23 protein-coding genes and 2 tRNA genes are annotated in these 23638 nt (G+C 65.5%); 14 read left to right on the top strand and 11 right to left on the bottom strand.

Features of this window, described 5'->3' with window-relative positions:
- Positions 1 to 123: 123 nt before the first annotated feature.
- The gene (locus tag BN2503_RS05155) at positions 124 to 1347 is read left to right on the top strand and encodes an SPOR domain-containing protein (protein WP_074930024.1); all 1224 of its coding nucleotides are present in this window, start codon (positions 124 to 126) and stop codon (positions 1345 to 1347) included.
- A gap of 77 nt (positions 1348 to 1424) precedes the next feature.
- Complete coding sequence (locus tag BN2503_RS05150; RefSeq protein WP_054255569.1) at positions 1425 to 1739, top strand: I78 family peptidase inhibitor; 315 nt, start codon at positions 1425 to 1427, stop codon at positions 1737 to 1739.
- 9 nt (positions 1740 to 1748) lie between these two features.
- Here the strand turns inward: BN2503_RS05150 and hemW are convergent, their stop codons facing one another.
- The 5 genes from hemW to BN2503_RS05125 all read right to left on the bottom strand — a co-directional run bounded on the left by hemW (position 1749) and on the right by BN2503_RS05125 (position 6382).
- Positions 1749 to 2945 (bottom strand): radical SAM family heme chaperone HemW, encoded by a 1197-nt coding sequence (gene hemW / locus BN2503_RS05145; RefSeq protein WP_054255568.1) that lies wholly within the window; start codon positions 2943 to 2945, stop codon positions 1749 to 1751.
- Positions 2946 to 3039: 94 nt separating this feature from the next.
- The gene (gene rdgB / locus BN2503_RS05140) at positions 3040 to 3645 is read right to left on the bottom strand and encodes an RdgB/HAM1 family non-canonical purine NTP pyrophosphatase (protein WP_054255567.1); all 606 of its coding nucleotides are present in this window, start codon (positions 3643 to 3645) and stop codon (positions 3040 to 3042) included.
- A gap of 45 nt (positions 3646 to 3690) precedes the next feature.
- Positions 3691 to 4416, bottom strand: a complete 726-nt coding sequence (rph, locus tag BN2503_RS05135) for a ribonuclease PH (protein ID WP_054255566.1) — start codon at positions 4414 to 4416, stop codon at positions 3691 to 3693.
- A 41-nt stretch (positions 4417 to 4457) separates the two neighbouring features.
- Entirely contained in the window at positions 4458 to 5363 is a 906-nt protein-coding gene (locus BN2503_RS05130; protein ID WP_054255565.1) for a PP2C family protein-serine/threonine phosphatase, read from the bottom strand.
- A complete protein-coding gene (locus tag BN2503_RS05125) occupies positions 5360 to 6382 on the bottom strand; it encodes a serine/threonine protein kinase (RefSeq protein ID WP_054255564.1) in 1023 nt (340 codons plus the stop codon). The genes BN2503_RS05130 and BN2503_RS05125 overlap by 4 nt, the downstream gene beginning before the upstream one ends.
- Before the next feature lie 93 nt (positions 6383 to 6475).
- Between BN2503_RS05125 and BN2503_RS05120 the strand changes: the two genes are divergently transcribed.
- The 4 genes from BN2503_RS05120 to BN2503_RS05105 all read left to right on the top strand — a co-directional run bounded on the left by BN2503_RS05120 (position 6476) and on the right by BN2503_RS05105 (position 10645).
- Positions 6476 to 7372, top strand: a complete 897-nt coding sequence (locus BN2503_RS05120) for a YicC/YloC family endoribonuclease (protein ID WP_054255563.1) — start codon at positions 6476 to 6478, stop codon at positions 7370 to 7372.
- Between the two features lie 65 nt (positions 7373 to 7437).
- Entirely contained in the window at positions 7438 to 8058 is a 621-nt protein-coding gene (gene gmk, locus BN2503_RS05115) for a guanylate kinase (protein WP_054255562.1), read from the top strand.
- Positions 8059 to 8077: 19 nt separating this feature from the next.
- Positions 8078 to 8281: a DNA-directed RNA polymerase subunit omega gene (gene rpoZ / locus BN2503_RS05110; RefSeq protein WP_054255561.1), complete on the top strand. Its 204-nt coding sequence runs from the start codon at positions 8078 to 8080 to the stop codon at positions 8279 to 8281.
- A gap of 99 nt (positions 8282 to 8380) precedes the next feature.
- On the top strand, positions 8381 to 10645 hold the full coding sequence (locus BN2503_RS05105; RefSeq protein ID WP_054255560.1) for a RelA/SpoT family protein: 2265 nt from the start codon (positions 8381 to 8383) through the stop codon (positions 10643 to 10645).
- On the opposite strand, the gene greB is transcribed toward BN2503_RS05105, so the two are convergent.
- The 3 genes from greB to ychF form a co-directional block, all read right to left on the bottom strand.
- A complete protein-coding gene (gene greB / locus BN2503_RS05100; RefSeq protein WP_054255559.1) occupies positions 10639 to 11214 on the bottom strand; it encodes a transcription elongation factor GreB in 576 nt (191 codons plus the stop codon). The genes BN2503_RS05105 and greB overlap by 7 nt on opposite strands.
- A 60-nt stretch (positions 11215 to 11274) precedes the next feature.
- Positions 11275 to 11351 (bottom strand) — tRNA-Arg (locus BN2503_RS05095).
- Between the two features lie 185 nt (positions 11352 to 11536).
- On the bottom strand, positions 11537 to 12631 hold the full coding sequence (gene ychF, locus BN2503_RS05090; protein WP_054255558.1) for a redox-regulated ATPase YchF: 1095 nt from the start codon (positions 12629 to 12631) through the stop codon (positions 11537 to 11539).
- A gap of 96 nt (positions 12632 to 12727) precedes the next feature.
- On the opposite strand from ychF, the gene BN2503_RS05085 reads away from it, so the two are divergent.
- The 6 genes from BN2503_RS05085 (at position 12728) to miaB (ending at position 18871) form a co-directional block, all read left to right on the top strand.
- The gene (locus tag BN2503_RS05085; RefSeq protein WP_175537899.1) at positions 12728 to 13876 is read left to right on the top strand and encodes an FAD-dependent monooxygenase; all 1149 of its coding nucleotides are present in this window, start codon (positions 12728 to 12730) and stop codon (positions 13874 to 13876) included.
- 9 nt (positions 13877 to 13885) lie between these two features.
- Complete coding sequence (locus BN2503_RS05080) at positions 13886 to 14644, top strand: DsbC family protein (protein ID WP_054255556.1); 759 nt, start codon at positions 13886 to 13888, stop codon at positions 14642 to 14644.
- A gap of 93 nt (positions 14645 to 14737) precedes the next feature.
- On the top strand, positions 14738 to 16510 hold the full coding sequence (locus BN2503_RS05075) for a M61 family metallopeptidase (protein WP_054255555.1): 1773 nt from the start codon (positions 14738 to 14740) through the stop codon (positions 16508 to 16510).
- Between the two features lie 54 nt (positions 16511 to 16564).
- On the top strand, positions 16565 to 17344 hold the full coding sequence (locus BN2503_RS05070; protein WP_054255554.1) for an enoyl-CoA hydratase: 780 nt from the start codon (positions 16565 to 16567) through the stop codon (positions 17342 to 17344).
- Positions 17345 to 17370: 26 nt separating this feature from the next.
- Positions 17371 to 17447: transfer RNA gene (locus tag BN2503_RS05065), tRNA-Met, on the top strand.
- 86 nt (positions 17448 to 17533) lie between these two features.
- Complete coding sequence (gene miaB, locus BN2503_RS05060) at positions 17534 to 18871, top strand: tRNA (N6-isopentenyl adenosine(37)-C2)-methylthiotransferase MiaB (RefSeq protein ID WP_054255623.1); 1338 nt, start codon at positions 17534 to 17536, stop codon at positions 18869 to 18871.
- A gap of 80 nt (positions 18872 to 18951) precedes the next feature.
- Here miaB and BN2503_RS05055 read toward each other — a convergent pair whose 3' ends face one another.
- From BN2503_RS05055 to ffh, 3 genes are read right to left on the bottom strand one after another with little or no spacing between them, the layout of a single operon-like run.
- Entirely contained in the window at positions 18952 to 20256 is a 1305-nt protein-coding gene (locus BN2503_RS05055; RefSeq protein WP_054255553.1) for an amino acid deaminase, read from the bottom strand.
- Between the two features lie 31 nt (positions 20257 to 20287).
- Positions 20288 to 21103, bottom strand: coding sequence for a TlpA disulfide reductase family protein (locus BN2503_RS05050; protein WP_054255552.1), 816 nt, complete (start codon positions 21101 to 21103; stop codon positions 20288 to 20290).
- An 18-nt stretch (positions 21104 to 21121) separates the two neighbouring features.
- Positions 21122 to 22495 (bottom strand): signal recognition particle protein, encoded by a 1374-nt coding sequence (gene ffh / locus BN2503_RS05045; RefSeq protein WP_054255551.1) that lies wholly within the window; start codon positions 22493 to 22495, stop codon positions 21122 to 21124.
- A gap of 103 nt (positions 22496 to 22598) precedes the next feature.
- On the opposite strand from ffh, the gene BN2503_RS05040 reads away from it, so the two are divergent.
- Both BN2503_RS05040 and BN2503_RS05035 read left to right on the top strand, forming a co-directional pair.
- A complete protein-coding gene (locus BN2503_RS05040; protein ID WP_054255550.1) occupies positions 22599 to 23399 on the top strand; it encodes a cytochrome C assembly family protein in 801 nt (266 codons plus the stop codon).
- A complete protein-coding gene (locus tag BN2503_RS05035) occupies positions 23396 to 23623 on the top strand; it encodes a PP0621 family protein (protein WP_054255549.1) in 228 nt (75 codons plus the stop codon). Before BN2503_RS05040 ends, BN2503_RS05035 begins: the two co-directional genes overlap by 4 nt.
- Positions 23624 to 23638 lie beyond the last annotated feature (15 nt).

Raw genomic sequence — 23638 nt, 5'->3', positions numbered from 1 at the left:
GCTGCCACCAAGGGCCCTGTGCCGCCTTGTCGGGCATCAATAAACGGCCCGGGGTTGCCGGTGCGCAACGCCATCGGCGCGCACGCGGCACGGGCCGGCCATGCCCCCATGCCACAATGCGGTATGCATGCGACCCCGGCCTCTGCGGCGGACGCCGAGATGGCCCCCCCGCAACGCACCGACGACACCCCGCCCAACGTGATCGACACGTTGTACCAAGCCGCCCTCGGCCCGACCGGGGCGCCGCATTACCTTCCCCGCTTCGAAATCTTCGAGACCCTGGGACGCACCCGCACGGGGTGGAACTGGGCCGCCGCGCTGTGCACCCTGGGCTGGCTGCTCTACCGCAGGCTGTGGCTGCCCGCTCTGGTGTATGCCTGCACGGTGGAGGGCCTGGTGCTGCTGTGGTTCGCGGCCCTGCGCCCCTGGCTGCAGCCCCCACTGCCCATCGAGGCCGGGCTGGGACTGGCCCTGCTGGTGCTGAGTTGCGCGCTGCCGGGCCTGTGGGGCGATGCGCTGGTCTATACCGACATTCGCAAGCGCACCCTGCGCGCGCTGGATGCCGCGCCCAGCGTGGCCCAGGCGCACACCGCGCTGGCGCAGGTGGCCCCGACTCTGCCACGGCTCTATGCGCTGGCCGGCCTGTACGTGGCCCTGGGCGCAGCCCTGCTGGGTGCAGCGCTGTGGGTGCCGCGCCCCTCGCACGAAGTCACAACCAGCGTGGCCCACGCAGGCACGGCCACCGTCCTGCCGCGCACGCCGGCCTCCGCCCCGGCGCCAGAGCCCCTGACCGTCGCGTCGGCCAGCGTGGCGGCCGCATCGGATGCGCCGCCCCCACCGCCGTCGGCAGAGGTGCCCCCGCTGCCAGAACCTCCCCCCGCGGCAGCGCCCGTGGCGCCCCACGCGCCAGCGGTAGCCACCGCAGCACCGGCCGCCCACGCTGCCGAGCCTGCGGGCAGCAAGGCGCACCGCCCAGCGGCCAAGCCCCCGGCCAAAGCCACCGAATCCGCCACAGCGACGAAAACCAGCGCCAAGAAGACGGCGGGCAAGCCGGCCCAGGCCAGCAGCGCGCCGGCCAAGGCGCCACCAGACACCGAGCCGGCCCCCTTGCAGGCCAAGCGCTACTACATCACTGTCGGCGTGTTTGCCGACGACGCCAACGCGCGCAAGGTGGACAAGCAGCTGCGCCAGGCCAAAATCCCCACCCAGGTGCAAACCGTGGGCACCAACAAGGGCGAGTACACACGCGTGCGCGCCGGCCCTTTCCGCAAAGCCAGCGAAGCCCGCGCGGCCGCCCGGCGCATCCGCGCCATGGGGCTGGAGGCGGTGGTATTCCAGCAGCGCTGACAGTTGGTGACACGCGCTGGCGCCAAGCCGGATAAGGTAGCGCAGCGTCCCCATCCACTACGACAGGAGTTCCCGCCATGCGCCAATCCCCCACGTTCCCACTGCTTTGCGCCCTGGTCGGTCTGACCGTGCTGGCCGGCTGTAGCAGCCCGCGCCCGCACGCCTCGCCGGTTTGGCAGCCGCAAGGCGGCACCTGCAGCGCGGGGCCGGCGCAGTCGGTGGTGGGCCAGCAAGCCACGGCATCCGTCATGGAGCAGGCACGCCAGCGCTCGGGGGCGCTGATGGCGCGCATTCTGCGGCCCGGGCAGGCCGTGACCAAGGAGTTTGACGCCGAGCGCCTGAACCTCGAAGTCGATGCGCAGGGGCGCATCGTCGCCGTGCGCTGCGGCTGACGGCAGGCCTTAATCGGCCAGGAACAGCGCCTGCAGGTCGCTCAGGAAGTCAAAGCCACGTTCCGTGGGGCGCACGTGGCCCATGTCGCGTACGACCAGCCCCTTGCGCTCGGCCTCGTCCAGCCCGCGTGCGATGGCCGTCACCGCCAGGCCGGTGCGCTCGCAAAAGTCCTGCAGGGCAAAGCCTTCGCGCAGGCGCAGGGCGTTGAGCATGTACTCGAACGGCAGGTCGGCGCGGCGCACGTCCTCGTCCTGCGCCACGGCACAGCCCGCCAGGGCGTTGTCCATGTACAGGCGCGGCTCGCGGTAACGCACCTGGCGCACGATGCGGTGTGCAAAGCTGAGCTTGCTGTGTGCCCCGGCGCCGATGCCCAGGTAGTCGCCAAACTGCCAGTAGTTGCTGTTGTGCACGCACTGGTGGCCCTTGCGCGCGTAGGCCGACACTTCGTAGCGCGCCAGGCCTGCGGCCGCCGTCATCTCGGTGATGCGGTCGAGCATGGCGTAGGCCTCATCGCCCTCGGGCAGCGTGGGCGGGTGCTTGGCGAACCAGGTGTTGGGCTCGATGGTGAGGTGGTAGACCGACAGGTGCGGTGGCGCGAAGGACAGCGCCGTCTCCAGGTCGCGCTCCAGGCCGGCCAGGGTCTGGCCCGGCAGCGCGTACATGATGTCGAGGTTGAAGGTCTCGAACGCCTGCGCGGCCTCCTGCACGGCCGCCAGCGCCTGTGCACGGTCGTGCACGCGGCCCAGGGCCTTCAGGTGCCCGTCGTCAAAGCTCTGCACGCCAATGGACAGGCGCGTCACCCCGGCGCCGCGGAAGGCGCGAAAACGCTCCTTCTCGAACGTGCCAGGGTTGGCCTCGAGCGTGATCTCGCAGTCGGCCTCGACGCGCAGGCGCGCGCGGATGTCCGACAGCAGCCGGTCGATGCCATCGGGCGAGAACAGGCTGGGCGTTCCACCACCGATGAAGATGCTGTGCACGGTGCGGCCCCACACCAGCGGCAGCGCGGCTTCGAGGTCGGCCACCAGTGCGTCGATGTAGCGCTGCTCGGGCAGTTCGCCCGCCTTCATTTCGTGCGAGTTGAAGTCGCAGTACGGGCACTTGCGCAAGCACCAGGGCAGGTGCACGTACAGCGACAGCGGCGGCAGGCTCTGCAGCTGCAGCAGCCCGGGGCGCATGTAGTGCTGGATGTCGCGGGGAGAAGTCATTGCGCTCTTGAAAAAATAGCGGCTAGCGCTTTATCAGCAAGGCTTTCGATGCAAAAACCATCGCAATCCCACGATAGAAAAGCGCCACAAGCTCTCATTTTGATAGCCAATGCTCGCGCATCAGCGCCAGCATCTGCTGCGCGGCGCGGCCACGGTGGCTGTGCGCGTTCTTCACCTCGGTAGGCAGTTCAGCGAAGGTCTTGCCGAATTCGGGGATGAACATCACCGGATCGAAGCCAAAGCCGCCGCTGCCGCGGCGCTCGGTCGCAATCTCGCCCTTGACGCGGCCCACGGCGATGAGCGGCTCGGGGTCTTGCGGGCTGCGCACGGCGACCAGCGTGCTGACCATGGCGGCGCGGCGGTCGGCGATGCCCTGCATTTGCTCCAGCAGTGCGCGCACGTTGGTGTCGTCGCCCTTGTCGTAGCCGAACTGGGTGGCGTAGTAGGCGGTCTGCACGCCCGGCAAGCCGCCGAAGGCGTGCACGCACAGACCCGCGTCGTCGGCCAGCGCGGGCAGGCCCGTGTGCTCAGCAGCGAAGCGCGCCTTGGCCAAGGCGTTCTCGACAAAGGTGCAATGCGGCTCCTCGGCCTCGCCCACGCCCAGGTCGGCCTGGCGCACCAGCTCCACGCCCAGCGGCGCCAGCATGGCCTGCAGCTCGGCGAGCTTGCCGCGGTTGTTCGATGCCAAAACGATTTTCATAGTCAAATCGGGCTCCAGCGCCCGTCCACCAAGCGCTGGCAGCTATCAGTTCGAGAGTGCCTGGCGCTGCAGCGCCACCAGTTCGCCAATGCCTTTTTCGGCCAGCGCCAGCAGCTGGTCCATCTCGGCACGCGTGAAGGCCACGCCCTCGGCCGTACCCTGCACTTCCACGTAGTGGCCAGCGCCGGTCATGACGACGTTCATGTCGGTGTCGCAATCGACGTCCTCGACGTATTCCAGGTCGAGCAGCGGCGTGCCCTGCACGATGCCCACCGACACCGCCGCCACGGGCGCGGTGATGGGCGAGGCGGCCAACTTGCCCGCCGCGAGCAAGCCGTTGACCGCATCCTGCGCCGCCACGAAGGCGCCGGTGATGGCCGCCGTGCGCGTGCCACCATCCGCCTGGATGACGTCGCAGTCGAGCTGGATGGTGCGCTCGCCGAGCGCCTTGAGGTCGAACACCGCGCGCAGGCTGCGACCGATGAGGCGCTGGATCTCCTGCGTGCGCCCGCTTTGCTTGCCGCGCGCGGCCTCGCGGTCGCTGCGCGTGTGGGTGGAGCGCGGCAGCATGCCGTACTCGGCGGTGACCCAGCCTTCGCCGCTGCCGCGCTTGTGCGGTGGCACCTTTTCTTCAACCGAGGCGGTGCACAGCACTTTGGTGTTGCCGAACTCGATGAGCACCGAGCCCTCGGCATGGATGGTGTAGCCGCGCGTGATGCGCACGGCGCGCAACTGGTCGGCGGCGCGCTGGCCGCTGCGTTCAAACGTCATGGAGAAGATTCCTTTTCGGGGAGGCGTAGTGCGCTGTGCGCTCACGCTTTTTTGGCGGCGGAGCGGCGAATGGCTTCGTTGATCTCGGCGATGGAGCGCTCGATCGCCGCATCGTCGAGGTCATCGACCAGTGCATCAAGCGGCCCCGCCTGGATGGTGGACTCGAAGGCGTCGTCATCGATGCCCTCGGTAGAAATGCCCTGGGTGGACTCGAAGGCGTCGGGCGTTTCCCATTCCATGGCCACGACGGTGACGTTGTCACTGGTGCTGCCGGCTTTGCGCAGCGCGTCTTCCACCAGGTCGGGCACGGCATGGGCTACACCCTGGCGACCGAGCTCGCGCGTGATGGTTTCGTCGTCCAGGCTGCCCCACAGGCCGTCCGAGCACAGCAGGATGCGGTCGCCCTGCTCCAGCGTCACCGGGCCGGTGATGTCGAAGATGGGCTTGGACGGCGAGCCCAGGCAGGTGAACAGCACGTTGCGGTTGACACGCTCCAGGCCGGGAGTGAGCGCCATGTTGCGCAACTCCAGGTAGGAGTGGTCGCGCGTGCGCGAGAGCAGCGCACCGTCGCGCACCATGTAAAGGCGCGAGTCGCCGCAATGAATCCATTGGGCGCGCCCGTCCTGCACCACCGCGGCCACCAGCGTGGTGCGCGGCGTGTCGAGCATGCCTTTGTCGATGGCATGGCGCAGGATCTGGTGGTGCGCCGCCAGCAAGGCCTCGGAGAGGAACTCACGCACATCGTCGAGCTTGGGTTTGGCCATGCGCTGGAACATCGCCGAGATGGTCTGCAGCGCGATCTGCGCCGCCACCTCGCCCTGGGGATGCCCGCCCATGCCGTCAGCGAGCGCGAACAGGCCCGACTCGCGCGTGTAGCAGTAGCCCATGCGGTCTTCGTTCTTCTCGCGGCCGCCACGGCGGCTGACCTGGAATACGGAGAACTTCATTTGGGCTTCACACCGAGATCGGTGGCCTCGCCAAGTTTTTGCACGTTCTTCTTGGCGTCGGAGACCAGGGTGTCAAGCTGCAAGCGCATTTTTTCAGCCACTGTGAGTTTGGTGTAGCGGCGCTCGCCCTCGCGCGAAAGCTCTTTCTGCAGGGCGAACACGGACTGCGGACGCGACAGCGGATCGAGTGCCATGCACCACTCGACCACCTCGATCAGGTTGTCGGAGTACACGCCACGCAGCTTGGTCAGCGCCAGCGAGAGGCGGTCTTTCTCGGTGCGCTGCGGCGCTTCGTTGGGCGGAAAGCCCTGCATGCAGGCATAGATGCAGGCGCCGATGGCGTAGATGTCGGTCCACGGGCCCATCGAGGCGTCGCGCCGGTACATCTCGGGCGCAGCGAAGCCGGGGGTGTACATCGGGCGGATGAAGTTGCCCTCTTTGGACAGTACCTCGCGCGCCGCGCCGAAGTCGATCATCACGGCGCGGTTGTCGTCGGTGATGAAGATATTGGCCGGTTTGATGTCGAGGTGCAGCATCTTGTGCTGGTGCACGATGCGCAGGCCGCGCAGCACCTCGTCGAACAGCGAACGGATGGTGGACTCGCGAAACACCTTCTGCGTCTTGAGCTCGCGCGCGGTGATGATGAAGTCCTGCAGGGACGCGCCCTCCAGGTAGTTCATCACCATGTAGACGGTTTCGTTCTCACGGAAGAAGTTGAGCACGCTCACCACCGAGGCATGCGAGATCTGCGCGAGCGAGCGCCCCTCTTCAAAGAAACTCTTGAGGCCCAGGCGGTACAGCGAGAGCTTTTCCGGCGGCACCTTGGGCGTCAACTCCCCCGGCGCCCGCGTGGCCAGCGAGGCAGGCAGGTACTCCTTGATGGCCACTTGCTGGCCCTCGCCATCCACCGCCAGGTACACGACACCAAAGCCCCCGGCGGCCAGCCGGCGCACCACGCGATAGCCACCAATCAGGGTGTCGGGAGGCAAAGGGGCGGGCTTGATCTTGGGCGACGACATACTTTCTGCGAAGAGACCTCGGGCAGGGTGGCGGAACCCGGATAATCGCCGGATCGCAAGCAACCATCGGAAAGTCCTATGCCAGTTTACAGCATGACCGGGTACGCCAGTGCCCAGCATGGCACCAGTGCGGAGGGCACCCAGACGCCGGCGGCGGCACACCGGCTGGGACTGGAAATCCGCTCCGTCAACAGCCGATTCCTTGACCTTACGCTGCGTCTTCCGGACGAACTGCGTGCACTGGAACCGCAGCTGCGTACGCTGCTGACCACCCGGCTCAAGCGCGGCAAGGTGGAGCTGCGCGCCGCCATCGAAAGCGAAGGCGGCGGCGCCCTGCCCACCCCTTCACCCCAGTTGCTGCAGCGCCTGAACGGGCTGCAGGACAGCGTGCAGGCCTGGCTGCCCCAGGCCGCCCCGCTGAGCGTGGCCGACGCCTTGCGCCTGTGCGCCAACGCCAATGCCAGCACCGACCAGGACTGGAGCAGCATCGCCCCACAACTCGCCGAACAGGCCCTGGACGAATTGATCGCGGCACGCGAACGCGAGGGCCAGCGCCTGGCCACGATGCTGCAGGACCGCGTGGCGCAATTGCGCGCGCTGGCCGGCAGGGCCACCCCCATGGTGCCCCGACTCGTGGAGCAGCAGCGCCAGCGCTTCATGGAACGCTGGAAAGACGCCATGGCCCTGGCCGATGGCGCCGTGGCGCCGGAAGCGGCGCAGGACCGGGCCCTGACCGAGGCCACCGCCTTCGCCATTCGCATCGACGTGGCCGAGGAAATCACGCGCCTGCAGTCCCACCTCGACGAGATCGAACGCCTGCTGGAAAAAGGCGGCGAAATTGGCAAGCGCCTGGACTTTCTGATCCAGGAACTGCACCGCGAGGCGAACACGCTGGGCTCCAAGTCGGCTGCGCTGGATCTCACGCACATCAGTGTGGACATGAAGGTGCTGATCGAGCAAATGCGCGAGCAGGTGCAGAACATTGAGTGATGCCCAACCCGGAGGGCGCTAACGATCTGGGATAATCCCGTTTTGGTCTTTGGAGTAAGGGCAGCATGGACTACCCTGGAAATCTGTTCGTCGTCTCTGCCCCCAGCGGGGCGGGCAAATCCACGCTGGTCAAGGCCCTGCTCGAACTGGACTCGCAAGCCCACCGCTCCATTTCGCACACGACACGCGCACCCCGAGGCCAGGAGAAGCACGGGCGGGAGTACTTTTTTGCCTCCGAGCAGGAATTCGATGCCATGGTGGCCGGCAACGCCTTCGTGGAGTGGGCCAATGTGCACGGCAATCGCTACGGCACCTCGAAGAAAGCCATCGAAGAGCGCATTTCCCAGGGTGCAGACATCGTGCTGGAGATTGATTTCCAAGGCGCCCTGCAGATCAAGCAAGCATTCGCCAATGCCGTGCTGGTTTTCATCCTCCCGCCGAGCTGGGAAGAATTGCGCTCCCGACTGGAGCGACGGGGCGAAGACTCGGCCGAAGTGATCGAACGGCGCCTGCGCAATGCTGCGCACGAGATGGCGCAAGTAGAAAAGTTTGACTTCGTTATAATTAACGAAATGTTTGAGCGTGCGCTCTTCGACCTGAAGGCTATCGTGCACGCACAGCGCCTCAAGTACGCGGCCCAGCGCCGCGCCCGCGCAAGCACGTTCGAGTCGCTCAATATCACCTGATTCCTCTGGAGTATTTCCCATGGCACGCATCACAGTTGAAGACTGCCTGCAGCAGATCCCCAACCGCTTCCAGCTTGTGCTGGCCGCAACTTACCGTGCGCGCATGCTCAGCCAAGGCCACGCCCCCAAAATCGAAAGCCGCAACAAGCCCGCAGTCACCGCGCTGCGCGAGATTGCCCAGGGCAAGGTTGGCCTGGAAATGCTGAAGAAAGTGCCGGGCTGATACCAAACGCACGCCACGCCTTCCCGTGGAAAAGCACCGCCAAGCGGTGCTTTTTTTTGCCCAATCCCCAACCGCCCCTCTCCGCGCTACATTAAGGCTATGAACGCGGCCACGCCCCCAGCCACCCTCTCTCGAATCGACCCAAGCCCAAGCCCGGCGGGTCCCACCGTTGCTGCCGCCAATGCCGCTGCGGCGAGTTTCGCTGCGCTGACAGAAAACTTGGGCTACCTTGACGCAGCCAGCATCGAACAGGTACGGCAGGCCTACCGCTACGCCGACGCAGCCCACTTGGGACAACTGCGCAACAGCGGTGAACCCTATATCACCCACCCCATCGCGGTAGCTGCACAGTGTGCAAGCTGGAAGCTTGATGCACAGGCCCTCATGGCCGCATTGCTGCACGACGCCATGGAAGACTGCGGCGTTACGAAAGCTGATCTGATCGACCGTTTTGGCGCACCAGTAGCTGAGCTGGTGGACGGACTCACCAAACTCGACAAACTGCAATTCAACACGCGGGAAGAAAACCAGGCCGAGTCGTTTCGCAAGATGCTCCTTGCCATGGCCCGGGACGTCCGCGTCATTCTGGTCAAGCTTGCCGACCGCTCGCACAACATGCGTACGCTGTCGGATATGCCGCGCAGCAAGTGGTCACGTATTTCTTCGGAGACCCTGGACATTTATGCGCCCATCGCACACCGACTGGGGCTCAACCAAACCTACCGCGAACTGCAAGATCTCGCCTTCCGCCACCTCCACCCATGGCGCTACGCCACACTGACTAAGGCGGTCGGCAAATCGCGCAACCGGCGACGTGACCTGATTCAGAAAGTGCAGACGGAAGTAGACGCCGCTTTCGCAAAGCTCGGCATGCGTGTTCGTCTGGCAGGGCGGGAAAAAACGCTGTACGCCATCTACCAGAAGATGAAACTCAAGCACCTGAGCTTTGCCCAGGTCACAGACATCTATGGCTTCCGGGTCATCGTGCCCACGGTCACTGACTGCTACACGGCACTGGGCGTGCTGCACCAGATGTACAAACCCGTCCCTGGCAAGTTCAAGGACCATATCGCGATCGCCAAACTCAATGGCTACCAATCGTTGCACACGACATTGGTAGGCCCTTCGGGCATCAACATTGAATTTCAGATGCGCACGGAGGAAATGCATGTGGTCGCCGAGGCCGGGGTGGCCGCCCATTGGCTTTACAAGGCACAGGACACCGGCAGCGGCGCGGCCGAGCGGCTCGGCACCAAATGGCTGCAATCCCTGCTGGATATCCAGAACGAGACACGCGATGCAGCCGAGTTTTGGGATCACGTCAAGGTTGACCTGTTTCCCGACGCCGTCTATGTCTTCACGCCCAAGAGCCAAATCATGGCATTGCCACGCGGCGCCACCGTGGTGGATTTCGCGTACGCCATCCACAGCAATGTTGGGGACCGTACCACTGCGGCACGCATCAACAATGAGCCGGTTCCCTTGCGCACCGAGCTCAACAACGGGGATGTGGTTGAAGTCATCACCGCGCCAGAATCCACCCCGAACCCGGCGTGGCTCGGATTTGTTCGTACGGGCCGCGCCCGCTCCAAGATTCGCCACTACCTGAAGACCATGGCACAAAGCGAATCCGCAACCCTGGGTGAGAAATTACTCGCCCAGGCACTGCGCGCTGAAGGCATGGATCAATTGCCTGGCGACGAAGCGGACAACCAGCCTCTGTGGGACAAGCTACTACGCTTCACAGGCAATCGCACACGCGCAGAGCTCATGACCGACATTGGGCTGGGTAAGCGGATTGCCAGCATTGTTGCCAAGCGGCTCATGGTACTGCTCAGTGAACATGGCCATCGCCCGAATGCCTTGCTGATGACCAAAGAGCGCTACACCTCTCATGAGAACCTTTCGCAAGGCGCAGTGGCACTGGATGGGAGCGAGAACGCCTCGGTCAAATATGCATCCTGCTGCCGCCCCGTGCCAGGCGACACCATTGTTGGATACCTCGGACGCGGAGAAGGCTTGGTGGTACACCGCACGGAATGCAATGTGGCGAAACGACTACAACACAAGGACAGTGAACGCTTCATCGCAGTTGACTGGAGTGAAGAGCCAACACGGGCATTTGAGACAGGCATCAAGATCACGGTGCGCAACGGCAAAGGCGTGCTGGCGCGCATTGCTTCGGAGCTGGCCACATCCGAAGCCGACATCGTGCATGTGGACATGGATGACGAGACCGCCATGGACACGGTGGACCTGCGCTTCATCGTCCTCGCCCACGACCAGGCCCACCTTGAGAATGCGCTGAAGAACCTGCGCCGTACGCAAGCCGTCCTTCGCGCGGAACGCATCCTTCCTCAATAAGCGTCGGGATCTGTGCGCTCCCCCTTTGGAGGGTAGCGCACCGCCACGATCTCAAGGGCGCGCAACCCACCCGGCGTCGGTAACTGGACTTCGTCCCCTATGCGTGCCTTCAGGAGCGCACGTGCCACCGGAGAAATCCAGCTGATCTGCCCTTGAGCGCTATCCGCTTCATCAATCCCCAGGATTGTTACCTCCCGCTCGGTTTCTCCATCCTCCAGGTAGGTGACAGTAGCACCAAAGAAGATCTGGTCACGCCCCGCGTGCAGCGCCGGATCGACCACCTCGGCAATCTCCAGACGCTTGGTCAGAAAGCGGATGCGCCTGTCGATCTCGCGCAAGCGCTTCTTCCCATAGAGATAGTCGCCATTTTCCGAACGGTCGCCATTGCTGGCAGCCCAATGCACCACCTCGACCATCTTCGGCCGCTCGACATCGATCAACTCCAACAACTCGCCCCGCAGACGCGCATAGCCCTGAGGAGTGATGTAGTTCTTGCCACCTGGAGGAATCGGCGCAAGCGCTACTTCCTCCTCGTCGCCGTCCGTTTCTTTCGTGAAAGCCTTGCTCATGGTGAAATTTTCACAAAAACGAAAAAGCCCTGGAACTTTTTAGTTCCAGGGCTTACCGTTTGGTGCGGCTGGCAGGAATCGAACCCACGACCCCTTGGTTCGTAGCCAAGTACTCTATCCAGCTGAGCTACAGCCGCTAAGCTATTTATTGTAGCAGAAATTTTTGCGTTTAAAAATTTCTTTTACAGCGTTTTCTCGAAAAGAAGAAAACTAAGCGAAGCCATGATTCTAACGTATTTTTCCCCGCTCGGAAGAAAAACATGAAATCCTGCGTCACCTACACCGGCACACCAAGAAAAAACCGGCGCGCCAGGACTGAACCTTAGACGTTGAACAGAAAGTTCATCACATCGCCATCCTTGACGACGTACTCTTTGCCTTCGGCGCGCATCTTGCCTGCGTCCTTGGCGCCCTGCTCGCCCTTGAACTGGATGAAGTCATCGAACGCAATCGTCTGCGCGCGGATGAAGCCACGTTCAAAGTCACCGTGGATCACGCCTGCGGCCTGTGGCGCGGTGTCGCCCTTGTGAATCGTCCAGGCGCGCACTTCCTTCACGCCAGCGGTGAAGTAGGTCTGCAGGCCCAGCAAGTCGTAGCCCGCGCGGATCAGGCGGTTCAGGCCCGGCTCCTCCAAGCCCATTTCCTCGAGGAACATGGCGCGGTCGTCGTCGCTCATTTCTGCCATCTCGGCCTCGATCTTGGCGCAAATGGCCACCACGGGTGCGTCTTGCGCGGCAGCGTAGTCCTTGAGGCGGTCGAGCAACGGATTGTTCTCAAAGCCATCCTCGGCCACGTTGCCAACGAACATCGCAGGCTTGGCCGTAATGAGGCAGAACTGCTTGAGCAGCGGCGCGTCTTCCTTGCTCACTGGAATGGTGCGCGCGGGCTTGCCTTCGTTGAGCGCGGCCTGGATGGGCGTGAGGAGCTGCACCAGCTTGGCCGCCTCTTTGTCGTTGCCACTCTTGGCGGCCTTGCTGTAGCGATTCAGGGCCTTTTCGACAGTGGCCAGGTCGGCCAGGCACAGCTCGGTCTGGATGACCTCGATGTCGGCGATGGGGTCGACCTTGCCCGCCACGTGAATCACATTCGGGTCCTCGAAGCAGCGCACCACGTTAACGATGGCGTCCGTCTCACGGATATGGGCCAGAAACTGGTTGCCCAGGCCTTCACCCTTGGAGGCACCGGCCACCAGGCCCGCAATGTCCACGAACTCGACAATCGCCGGCACCACGCGTTCCGGCTGAACAACTTCGGACAGCGCCGCCAGGCGCGGGTCAGGCACCTCGACCACGCCAGTGTTCGGCTCGATGGTGCAGAAGGGGTAGTTCTCGGCGGCAATGCCCGCCTTGGTGAGGGCGTTGAAGAGAGTGGACTTGCCCACATTGGGCAGGCCCACGATGCCGCATTTCAGGCTCATGGCGTGGCTTTCTGGTAGGGAGGAGACAAACCAACCATTTTACGTGCCCCGTCTCCAGCACATCCGTCAGGCTTGGCGCCTCCTACAATGCCCGCCATGGCGCAAACCTTTGATGTATGTATCCGCGGCAGTGGCATCGTGGGCCGCACGCTCGCTCTGCTCCTGGCCCGCGACCGCCTGCGCGTAGCGCTGGTCGGGCCCAGCGACACCCCCTCATCGGCCGAGCCGCACGAAGACGTGCGCGCCTACGCCCTCAACGCCACCTCGCGCGGGCTGCTGCAGTCGTTGCGCGCCTGGCCCGACGCCCGCCACGCCACTCCCGTGGCGCGCATGGAGATTCAGGGCGACCAGGATGGCAGCGTGCACTTCGACGCGGCAGCGCAAGGCGTGGACGCGCTGGCCTGGATCGTCGATGTGCCCGCGCTGGAGGCCCGTCTGGCCGAAGCCGTGCGCTACCAGCCGCAGGTGGAGCTTGTTTCCAGCCCCGTCCCAGCCACGCTCACGGCGGTGTGCGAGGGCCGCGCCAGCCGCACACGCGATGAATTCGGCGTGGAATTCGCCACCACCCCCTACGCCCAGCAAGCCATTGCAGCGCGGTTGCACTGCACCCTGCCGCATGGCCAGATAGCACGCCAGTGGTTCCAGGCAGATGGCAGCATCCTGGCTTTTCTGCCGCTGGGTGGCGAGCAGGGGAACTCTGTCGCCATCGTCTGGTCTGTCCCCCAGGAACAGGCACCGCAGCTGCTGGCGCTGGAACCCGAGGCTTTTGCCCAGCGTGTGCAAGAAGCCAGTCACGGTGCGCTGGGCGCACTCGAGCTGGCCAGCAGCCGCGCGGCTTGGCCGCTGCAGCAAGCCTGGGCCAACCACTGGTGCGGCAGCCTGCACGCAGGCAGCACGACACCAAGCACGCACAGTTGGGTGCTGGCCGGCGATGCGGCGCACAACGTGCACCCGCTGGCGGGCCAAGGCTTGAACCTGGGGCTGGCCGACGTTCAGGCGCTGGCACGCACCCTGATGGAGCGCGACTGGCGCAGCATTGCCGATCTGCGGCTGCTGCGCCGCTACGAGCGCGAACGCAAAGCGGCGCTACTGCCCATGGGCCTGGCCATGGACGGGCTGCAGCAGCTGTTCGCGCGCCGCGAGGCACCGCTGCAGGCGCTGCGTAACTGGGGCCTCAAGGGCTTCGAGCGCAGCGGGTTGCTCAAGGAATGGACGGCCCGCCAGGCCATGGGAACAACGCACTGAAGAACGAACATGACTGCCAAGAAACTGAAACCATCCCCCTTCCGCGCGTTGTCCTCGCTGTGCGCAGGCGCAACCCTGGCCCTGCTGGGTCTGGGCGCCCATGCCGATGAGTCCGTCATCCGCAAGACCCTGGGTGAGCGCATTCCGCAGTTGGCCAAGATCGACGAGGTGCGCACCACCTCCATGCCCGGCCTGTTCGAGGTGCGCGTGGGCACCGACCTGTTCTACACCGATGCCAAGGGCAACTACGTCATCCAGGGCGAGCTGATCGACACCAAGGCACGGCGCAACCTGACCGAGGACCGCATCAACCAGCTCACGGCCGTCAAGTTCGAGGATTTGCCTTTCAAGGATGCCTTCACGCTGGTGCGCGGTGACGGTTCGCGCAAGATTGCCGTGTTCGAGGATCCGAACTGTGGCTACTGCAAGCGCTTCGAGCGCGAGATGCGCAACGTCAACAACGTCACGGTCTACCTGTTCCTTTACCCCATCCTGAGCCCCGACTCGGCCGAGAAATCGCGCAACATCTGGTGCGCCAAGGACCGCGCCGCCGCATGGAACGACTACATGCTGCGCGACAAAGCCCCAGACAGCGCGAGCTGCGACACCGCCGCGCTGCAACGCAACCTGGCGCTGGGCAAAAAGCACAAGATCACCGGCACGCCCACGCTGATCTTTGCCAACGGCACGCGTGTGCCCGGCGCCATCGGTGCGCAAGACGTGGAAAAGCGCCTGGCCGAAGCGGCCAGCGCCACCACCGCAAACTGATTTCGCGCACACCGCACTGAAAAAATGGGGCCTTTTTAGGCCCCAGCGCTTATCCAGCCTGCGCTGGAAGCTCTCTTTTTCGAAGCATCCGCCATGCCCTCTGCCCAGACCCGCGCCGCCGTCCACTACCGCGTGGAAGCGGCCGACCTCCACGCCCACCTGTACCACGTCACGCTCACCATCGCGCGGCCCGCCGCCGCGCAGGAGCTGGCCCTGCCCGCCTGGATTCCTGGCAGCTACCTGGTGCGCGAGTTCGCCAAGAACCTGCAGCGCCTGGCCGCGCGCCAAGGCCGCCAGCCCGTGGCGCTGGTGCAACTGGCCAAAGACCGCTGGCGCGCCGACTGCCAGGCGGGCCAGCCGCTGGTGCTGACCTACGAGGTGTGCGCCTACGACGCCTCGGTGCGCACCGCCTGGCTCGACGCCGCGCGCGGCTTCTTCAACGCCACCAGCCTGTGCCTGCAGGTGGCAGGCCAGACCGCGCTGCCGTGCGAGATCGACATCGTTGCTCCCAAAAAGAGAGCTGGTAGCGCTCTCTGGCATTGCGCTACAGGCCTTTTTCCCTTGAAAGTGGACATGCGCGGCTTTGGCCGCTACCGCGCCGCCAACTACGACGAGTTGGCCGACTGCCCGGTGGAAATGGGCGCCTTCTGGAGCGCCAGCTTCAACGCCTGCGGCGTACCGCACCGCTTCGTCGTCGCGGGCGCTGCGCCCTCGTTCGACGGAGCGCGCCTGCTGGCCGACACGCGCAAGATTTGCGAAGCCGCCATCCGCTTCTGGCACCCCCGCGGCAAGCCGCCGTTCCAGAACTACCTGTTCCTGCTCAATACCGTGCACGACGGCTACGGCGGCCTGGAGCACCGCAACTCCACCGCGCTGATCTGCGGCCGCCGCGACCTGCCACGGCTGGGTGATGCCAAGGCCAGCGACGGCTACACACAGCTGCTCGGTCTCATCAGCCACGAGTACTTCCACACCTGGAATGTCAAGCGCCTGCGCCCACGCGAGTTTGCGCAGTACGACTACACGCGTGAGAACTACACCGAACTGCTGTGGTTCTTCGAGGGCTTCACCAGCTACTACGACGACCTGCTGCTGCGCCGCGCCGGCCTGATCGACGACGCGACCTACCTCAAGCTACTCGCCAAGACCTGCACCCAGGTGCTGCAAACCCCGGGCCGCCAGGTGCAGAGCGTGGCCCAGGCCAGCTTCGACGCCTGGATCAAGTACTACCGCCAGGACGAAAACACGCCCAACGCCACCGTGAGCTACTACACCAAGGGCGCGCTGGTAGCGCTGTGCCTGGATCTGGCGCTGCGCCGCGAAGGCGGCGCCACGCTCGACGCCGTGATGCGCGCCCTGTGGCAGCGCTGCGCCGGGGGCCCCATGGCCGAGGCCGACCTGCTGGCCGTGCTGCAAACCCTCACCGGCCGCGACTGGCAGGGCGAAATCGCCCAATGGGTACACGGCACCGCCGAGCTGCCCCTGGCCGAGTTGCTCGCCGCCCAGGGCGTGGCGCTGAAGGCCGAGCCGCCCCAACCCGCCCAGCGCCTGGGCCTGCGCGTGCAGGAAAACCATAGCGTGCAGATCAAGACCGTGCTGCGTGGCAGCGCCGCCGAGCGTGCCGGCTTCATGGCGGGTGACGAATGGCTCGGGCTAGAAGCCGCAGGCCAGGCCTGGCGCCTACAGCGCCTGGACGACCTGGCGCTGTACGCCGGCACCGCGCGCCAGGCCACGGCCCTGGTGGCGCGCGACGGGCGGCTGCTGCGCCTGCCGCTGGACCTGCCCGCGCCCGATGCCAGCGGCGACACCGTGCGCCTGGAGCTGGCCGACGCCGCACGCGCCCAGGCGTGGCTGTCCGCAGGCTGACAGCGCCGTTGGGTATAGTTCCTTGGTTCAACCACAACCATTCTGGAGATTCCCTTGGCCTACGAATGCATCGCCGTGCGCACTGAAGCCGACAAAGTCGGCGTCATCACGCTCAACCGCCCCAAGCAGCTCAACGCGCTCAACGACCAGCTCATGAACGAGCTGGGCGAGGCGCTCAAGGCGTTCGACGCCGACGAGAAGATCGGCTGCATCATCGTCACCGGCAGCGAGAAAGCCTTCGCCGCTGGCGCCGACATCACGGCCATGGCCAAGTACAGCTTCGCCGATGCGTACAAGGGTGACTTCATTACGCGCAACTGGGAAACCCTGCGCACCATCCGCAAGCCCGTCATCGCCGCCGTGAGCGGTTTCGCCCTGGGCGGTGGCTGCGAGCTGGCGATGATGTGCGACTTCATCATCGCTGCCGACAACGCCAAGTTCGGCCAGCCCGAGATCAAGCTCGGCGTGATCCCTGGCGCCGGCGGCACGCAGCGCCTGCCACGCGCCGTGGGCAAATCCAAGGCCATGGACATGTGCCTGACCGCCCGCATGATGGACGCCACCGAAGCCGAACGCGCCGGCCTCGTCAGCCGCGTGGTGCCGCTGGACAAGCTGATGGAAGAAGCCCTGGGCGCAGCGCTGACCATCAGCGGCTTCTCGCAGATCGCCGTGATGGCCGCCAAGGAAACCGTGAACCGCGCCTTCGAAGGCACCTTGAGCGATGGCCTGATGTTCGAGCGCCGCCTGTTCCACGGCCTGTTCGCCACGGCCGACCAGAAGGAAGGCATGGACGCCTTCGTCAACAAGCGCCCGGCGAACTTTACACACCAATAATTTTTGGCATATAATTTTGTTCTGTCGGTCGTATAGCTCAGTTGGTTAGAGCGCAGCATTCATAATGCTGATGTCGGTGGTTCAAGTCCACCTACGACCACCAAAATCAAAACCCGCAGCGTGGCAACATGCTGCGGGTTTTTCACATGGGCGCGCGTGCGCCCGGGCTCGTCTGCCTCGCCCCACGCCATGACCAAGAAAGTCTTCATCAAAACCTTTGGCTGCCAGATGAACGAGTACGACTCGGACAAGATGGCCGACGTGCTCGGTGCCGCACAAGGCTACGAGCCCACGGACGACCCTGAAGCCGCCGATCTGATCCTGTTCAACACCTGCTCGGTGCGCGAAAAAGCGCAAGAAAAAGTGTTCAGCGACCTGGGCCGCGTCAAGCACCTCAAAGAAAAAGGCGTGCTGATTGGCGTGGGCGGCTGCGTGGCCAGCCAAGAGGGCGAAGAGATCATCAAGCGCGCACCGTTCGTGGACGTGGTCTTCGGCCCGCAAACCCTGCACCGCCTGCCCGAACTGCTCAACGCCCGCGCCGCCAAGGCCAAGCCGCAGGTGGACATCTCCTTCCCCGAGATCGAGAAGTTCGACCACCTGCCGCCCGCGCGCGTGGAAGGTGCCAGCGCCTTCGTCTCCATCATGGAAGGCTGCTCCAAGTACTGCAGCTACTGCGTGGTGCCTTACACGCGCGGCGAAGAGGTGAGCCGCCCGTTCGAAGACGTGCTGGTGGAAGTCGCCGGCCTGGCCGACCAGGGCGTGAAGGAGGTCACGCTGCTGGGCCAGAACGTGAACGCCTACCTGGGCGCCATGGGCGACACCGCAGAGAAGGCCGACTTTGCGCTGCTGCTCGAATACGTGGCCGAAATTCCCGGCATCGAGCGCATTCGCTACACCACGAGCCACCCGAACGAGTTCACCCCCCGCCTGATCGAGGCCTACGCCAAGATCCCGAAGCTGGTGAGCCACCTGCATCTGCCGGTGCAGCACGGCAGCGACCGCATTCTCATGGCCATGAAGCGCGGCTACACCGCCATGGAATACAAGAGCACGATCCGCAAGCTGCGTGCCATCCGCCCCGACATGGCGATGAGCAGCGACTTCATCGTCGGCTTTCCCGGCGAGACCGAGGAAGACTTCCAGAAGATGATGAAGCTCATCCACGACGTGCGCTTTGACAACTCCTTCAGCTTCATCTTCAGCCCGCGCCCCGGCACGCCTGCGGCCAATCTGCCCGACGACACGCCGCACGAGGTGAAGCTGCGCCGCCTGCAGGAACTGCAGGCAGTGATCAACCAGAACATCAAGGACATCAGCCTGGAGCGCGTGGGCACGGTGCAGCGCCTGCTGGTGGAAGGCTTCAGCAAGCGTGGCAACGGCGAGCTGATGGGCCGCACCGAGTGCAACCGCGTAGTCAACTTCCCTGGCCAGGAGCGTCTGGTCGGGCAGATGATCGACGTGCAGATCACCGAGGCCATGACCTATACCTTGCGTGGCGAAGTGGTCATGAAGAATCAAAAACCATAGCATCCAGCGCTTGCTGAAAGCGCCTTACAGCCGGATTCTCTCGACAAGGCAACGAATCCGAGAGATGTCTCAACGCCGTTCTAAAAGCAGGTATGGATGGCCCCGGTAACGGTACCGTCGCCATCCACCACCGGCATCCAGCGCCACTTGTCGAAGGTGGTACAGGGATGCGAGATGCCCAGCTCCACACGCTCGCCCACTTGTGGCGCGGCACCCTCGGGTGCCTCGGGGTCGAAGCGCAGGTAAGCATGCTGGTCATTGAGCGCTGTAATGCGCCAGTCCTGCGGCGCCGCTTGTGCCACACGCGCACCCCAGGCGGCGCGGCGCAGCGGCAGCGGCATGTCGATGTCAAACGACACGTCGCGCCGCCCGCAGCCCAGCAGCGCCAGCCCTGGCTCAGGCACCGACTGCACCTGGGCCCACACAGTAAGCGCCGGGCGCAAGGTTTCGTCCAGCCCCTCGCGCCGCGCCAGCAGGCGCACGAAGCGCTGGTAGTTGCCGTGGTCGTGTGTCACGTAGCAACCCGAGCGCAGCACGCCGGCCACCGGGCGCGACAGGCCCTGCAGACGCAGCAGCGGCACCACCAGGTCGAACACGGCGGAGCCGCCGGCCGACAGCAGGATCTCAGCCTCGCCCGGCGCCCACAGGCCCTCGGCGTCGCAGCCGCGCGCCACCGCGCCCACGCTGCGCACCAGGGCCGTGACGGCAGGCACGTCGTGCGCGTCGTCACAACGTGCGGCCAGCCCCTCATAGCACTCGATACCGCCCAGGCGCACCACGTGGCTGGCCGCCAGGCGCCGCGCCAGCGCCAGCGCCTCCTCAGTGCTGCGGCAGCCGGTGCGCTGGCCGGGCATGCCCATCTCCAGCAACACGTCGAATACGCGCGCGCTGCCACGCCGCGCGGCCCAGTCCTCGATGAGTGCCAGTTGCGCCGCTGAATCGACCAGGAACCACACGCGCAGCCCGTCCACTGCGGCCAGCAGGGCGTCGAGCCCGTCAAGGTCGGCGTCCTGCAGCACCTGGTTGGCGATGATGATGCGCCGCGCCCCCGCCGCCACGCCCACGCGCGCCTGCCAGACGCTGGCGAACGTCAGCCCCCAAGCCCCGGCGGCGAGCTGCTGCGCGAACAGTTCAGGCGACATGGTGGTCTTGCCATGCGGTGCCAGCAGCACGCCACGCTGCCGGGCGTAGTCCTGCATCCACGCCAGGTTGTGCGCCAGCGCCTCGCGGTCGAGCACAGCCAGCGGCAGCGGCAGGTCGCCCGCAAGCACATTCCAGCCCTGCTGCGCGAGCGCGCCGGGGCGGCACGGCGGCGCGGTCAGCGGGTAGCCCTTGTACGAGGCGTCAAGCAGCGGCTCTGCGGCGAGTATTTTAAGGTTTTTCATGGTCTTACCCTTATGCAGCAAGCGCTGGCAGCTATGGTTTTTGCAGTATCTGCGCCAAATGATGCGCCAGCGATGCCGACGACAACTCACCCGTGCGCACCGCTACCAGCCCGCCCTCGGCGTTAAAGAAGAGCGTGGTGGGCAGGGCACGGCGCTCCAGCAACGCGCCCAGGCGGGAGCTTGGGTCGAGCAGCACATCGGCGGGCGGCAGGCCCTGCTGTGCGGCGAAGCGCTGCACCACGTCGGGCGCTTCGCCCTGGTCGACCCACAGAAAGCGCACCTGCGGATGCTGCGCGCGTGCCTGGCGCAGCACCGGCATTTCGCGCCGGCACGGTGGGCACCAGGTGGCCCACAGGTTGATCACCACGGGCTGGCCGCGCAGCTCGGGCAACGCGACGGTGGAGGCGTCCAGCGCGACGCCCTGCCAGTGCGGTAGTGGCGCGGGGTCGGGGCCGCTCCAATGCTGTGCGGCCAGCCCCACAAGCCACAGCCCCGCACCCGCTGCCAGTCCAGTGGCAACGGTGCGGCGCCACGGGCTGCGCCGCCAGGCCAGGACGGCCACATAGGCCAGCGCTGCGGCCAGGCCGCACCAGGGCGCCCAGCCGCCGTCGCGGATGTCGATGACGGACCAAGGGGCCGCTGCGTATTCAGCCGGGTATTGCAGTACGAAACCCAGGCGCGCAACGAGCAACGCCACCAGCCCGAGGCGCCAGGCGTGCGGGCCGGGCACCAAGCCCTGGCGGCGCGCCGAGCGCTCGTGCACCCAGGTGCCCAGCCACCAACCGGCGAACAGGAACAGCACGCCCCATGACAGCGCCAGCGGGCCAAGGCGCAGGGTGTCGCCCATGGGCGCGTGCGCAGCAGCTTAGAACGGCAGGCCGGGCATGCCTTTCATGCCCTTCATGCCGCCCATGCGCTTCATCATCTTCATGAGACCGCCGCCTTTCATCTTCTTCATCATGGTCTGCATCTGCTCGAATTCGTTGAGCAGGCGGTTCACTTCCTGCACCTGCACGCCCGCGCCCTGGGCGATGCGCTTCTTGCGGGTGGCCTTGATGAGTTCGGGCTTGCGGCGCTCCAGCGCGGTCATGCTGCAGATGATGCCTTCCTTGCGGCGGATCTCGCGTTCGGCCTTGTCCATGTCCACCTGACCGGCCTTGGCCGTGAGCTGGGCAGGGAGCTTGTCCATGAGGCTGGAGAGGCCGCCCATCTGCTTCATTTGCTGCAGTTGGGCCAGGAAGTCGTTGAGATCGAAGCCGTCGCCGCTCTTGAGCTTCTCGGCCATCTTCTGCGCGGCCTGCAGGTCCACGTTCTGCGTCACCTGCTCGACCAGCGCCACGATGTCGCCCATGCCGAGCACGCGGCCCGCGTGGCGCTCGGCGTCGAACACCTCCAGGCCGTCGATTTTTTCCGACACGCCGGCAAACTTGATAGGTGCACCGGTGATGGCGCGCACCGACAGGGCCGCACCACCGCGCGAGTCACCGTCGAGCTTGGTCAAGACGATGCCCGTGAGCGGCAGCGCTTCCTTGAAGGCCTTGGCGGTGTTCACCGCGTCCTGGCCCTGCATGGCATCGACGACGAACAACGTCTCCACCGGGTTCAGCGTGGCGTGCAGTTCCTTGATTTCCTGCATCAGCACGTCATCAATGGCCAGACGGCCAGCGGTATCGACCAGCAGCACGTCAAAGTAATGCTTCTTGGCGTAGTCCAGCGCAGCCAGCGCAATGTCGCGCGGCTTTTGGTCCGGGCGGCTGGGAAACCACTCTGCGCCAGCTTGCTTGGTGACGGTCTTGAGCTGCTCAATGGCGGCCGGGCGGTACACGTCGCCCGAGACCGTGAGCACTTTCTTCTTGCGTTTTTCCTGCAGGTGTTTGGCCAACTTGGCCGTCGTGGTGGTCTTGCCCGCGCCCTGCAGGCCCGCCATGAGAATGACGGCTGGCGGCTGGGCGTTGAGGTTGATGTCCGCCACGCCCTCGCCCATGGTGGCGGCGAGTTCCTTGTTGACGATACCCACCAGCGCCTGTCCAGGCTTGAGCGAGCCCAGCACCTCCTGGCCCAGGGCTTTTTCCTTCACGCGCGCGACGAAGTCACGCACCACGGGCAGGGCCACGTCGGCTTCCAGCAGGGCCATGCGCACTTCGCGCAACATGTCCTGCACGTTGGATTCGGTGATGCGGGCCTGGCCGCGCATTTCCTTGACGAGGCGCGAGAGTTTGTCGGTAAGTGCGGAAGCCATGTCTGCTGCGGTCTCTGGATGGGCCCGCGGGCCAGGACAGCCGAGGGCGATGGAAGGGCGGTGCCAGAGGGAAAACCCCTGGCCCAAAGGTACACTGTGGGACATGATTTTACCCAGTGCCTCCCCCTTCGGCTGGCTGCTCGCGGCGGCTGCAGCCGTCGCCTATGCCGTGCCAGCCGCCGCAGGCCCGCGCCTGGGCACGGGTGCCACACGCACCGCACTGGCCTTGGCATGGGGGCTGCATGGTGCCGTCCTGGCCTGGGCCTTGGTGGGCGAGACGCCGCCACGCTTCGGGTTCGCACCTGCGCTGTCGATGACCGCCTGGCTGGTGCTCACGGTCTACGCCGTGGAGCGCCAGCTGTTTCCCCAGATGCAGGCACGCTGGATGCTGGCGGGGCTGGGCGCTGTCGTTGTGCTGCTGGCCAGCGTCTTTCCGGGCCAGCCGCTGCACGGCACAGCCTCGCCGTGGCTGCCGCTGCACCTGACGCTGGGCATCGCGTCGTACGGTCTGTTTGCCGCCGCCGTGGTGCACGCCGCGCTCATGGCACGCGCTGAACGACAGATCCGCCAGGCCGCAGACCCCCACAGCGGCATGCCGCTGCTGACGCTGGAGCGGCTCACCTTCCGTTTCGTCATGGCGGGCTTCGTGCTCCTCACGGCCACGCTGCTGGCGGGCGGCCTGTTCGGCGAGCAACTCTATGGGCGCGCCTGGCGCTGGGACCACAAGGTGGTGTTCTCGCTGCTGTCCTGGGTGACCTTTGCCATCCTGCTGCTGGGACGCACGCAGTTCGGATGGCGTGGGCGCAGCGCCATGCGTGTGCTGTACGGCGGCGCCATGCTGCTGCTGCTGGCCTACGTGGGCTCACGCTTCGTGCTCGAAGTGGTGCTGGGCAAGAGCGCATGAAGTACCTGCTGGTCTTTGCCGTGCTGGGCCTGGCCTGGGCGCTGTGGCGCAACAAGCACCGCACGCCCCCGCCCTCTCCCACGGCACGCACGCCCGCCAAGTCGGCGCCCCAGGCCATGGTGGCCTGCGCCCATTGCGGACTGCACCTGCCGCGCGCCGAAGCACTGGAGCACGCGCACCGCCATTACTGCTGCGCCGAGCACCGCAGCGCCGGCCCGCGCTAGCACGCGCCCCGCAGC

The organism is Paenacidovorax caeni (assembly GCF_001298675.1).
GTDB lineage: Bacteria > Pseudomonadota > Gammaproteobacteria > Burkholderiales > Burkholderiaceae_C > Paenacidovorax > Paenacidovorax caeni.
The sequence above is the reverse complement of the archived record's forward strand: the minus strand, read 5'-3'. Positions and strand labels throughout refer to the sequence as shown.

Coding starts and splice junctions, on each gene's coding strand:
- BN2503_RS05155 (WP_074930024.1), top strand. CDS start 124: ATGCATGCGACCCCGGCCTCTGCGGCGGACGCCGAGATGGCCCCCCCG.
- BN2503_RS05150 (WP_054255569.1), top strand. CDS start 1,425: ATGCGCCAATCCCCCACGTTCCCACTGCTTTGCGCCCTGGTCGGTCTG.
- hemW (WP_054255568.1), bottom strand. CDS start 2,945: ATGACTTCTCCCCGCGACATCCAGCACTACATGCGCCCCGGGCTGCTG.
- rdgB (WP_054255567.1), bottom strand. CDS start 3,645: ATGAAAATCGTTTTGGCATCGAACAACCGCGGCAAGCTCGCCGAGCTG.
- rph (WP_054255566.1), bottom strand. CDS start 4,416: ATGACGTTTGAACGCAGCGGCCAGCGCGCCGCCGACCAGTTGCGCGCC.
- BN2503_RS05130 (WP_054255565.1), bottom strand. CDS start 5,363: ATGAAGTTCTCCGTATTCCAGGTCAGCCGCCGTGGCGGCCGCGAGAAG.
- BN2503_RS05125 (WP_054255564.1), bottom strand. CDS start 6,382: ATGTCGTCGCCCAAGATCAAGCCCGCCCCTTTGCCTCCCGACACCCTG.
- BN2503_RS05120 (WP_054255563.1), top strand. CDS start 6,476: ATGACCGGGTACGCCAGTGCCCAGCATGGCACCAGTGCGGAGGGCACC.
- gmk (WP_054255562.1), top strand. CDS start 7,438: ATGGACTACCCTGGAAATCTGTTCGTCGTCTCTGCCCCCAGCGGGGCG.
- rpoZ (WP_054255561.1), top strand. CDS start 8,078: ATGGCACGCATCACAGTTGAAGACTGCCTGCAGCAGATCCCCAACCGC.
- BN2503_RS05105 (WP_054255560.1), top strand. CDS start 8,381: ATGAACGCGGCCACGCCCCCAGCCACCCTCTCTCGAATCGACCCAAGC.
- greB (WP_054255559.1), bottom strand. CDS start 11,214: ATGAGCAAGGCTTTCACGAAAGAAACGGACGGCGACGAGGAGGAAGTA.
- ychF (WP_054255558.1), bottom strand. CDS start 12,631: ATGAGCCTGAAATGCGGCATCGTGGGCCTGCCCAATGTGGGCAAGTCC.
- BN2503_RS05085 (WP_175537899.1), top strand. CDS start 12,728: ATGGCGCAAACCTTTGATGTATGTATCCGCGGCAGTGGCATCGTGGGC.
- BN2503_RS05080 (WP_054255556.1), top strand. CDS start 13,886: ATGACTGCCAAGAAACTGAAACCATCCCCCTTCCGCGCGTTGTCCTCG.
- BN2503_RS05075 (WP_054255555.1), top strand. CDS start 14,738: ATGCCCTCTGCCCAGACCCGCGCCGCCGTCCACTACCGCGTGGAAGCG.
- miaB (WP_054255623.1), top strand. CDS start 17,534: ATGACCAAGAAAGTCTTCATCAAAACCTTTGGCTGCCAGATGAACGAG.
- BN2503_RS05055 (WP_054255553.1), bottom strand. CDS start 20,256: ATGAAAAACCTTAAAATACTCGCCGCAGAGCCGCTGCTTGACGCCTCG.
- BN2503_RS05050 (WP_054255552.1), bottom strand. CDS start 21,103: ATGGGCGACACCCTGCGCCTTGGCCCGCTGGCGCTGTCATGGGGCGTG.
- ffh (WP_054255551.1), bottom strand. CDS start 22,495: ATGGCTTCCGCACTTACCGACAAACTCTCGCGCCTCGTCAAGGAAATG.
- BN2503_RS05040 (WP_054255550.1), top strand. CDS start 22,599: ATGATTTTACCCAGTGCCTCCCCCTTCGGCTGGCTGCTCGCGGCGGCT.
- BN2503_RS05035 (WP_054255549.1), top strand. CDS start 23,396: ATGAAGTACCTGCTGGTCTTTGCCGTGCTGGGCCTGGCCTGGGCGCTG.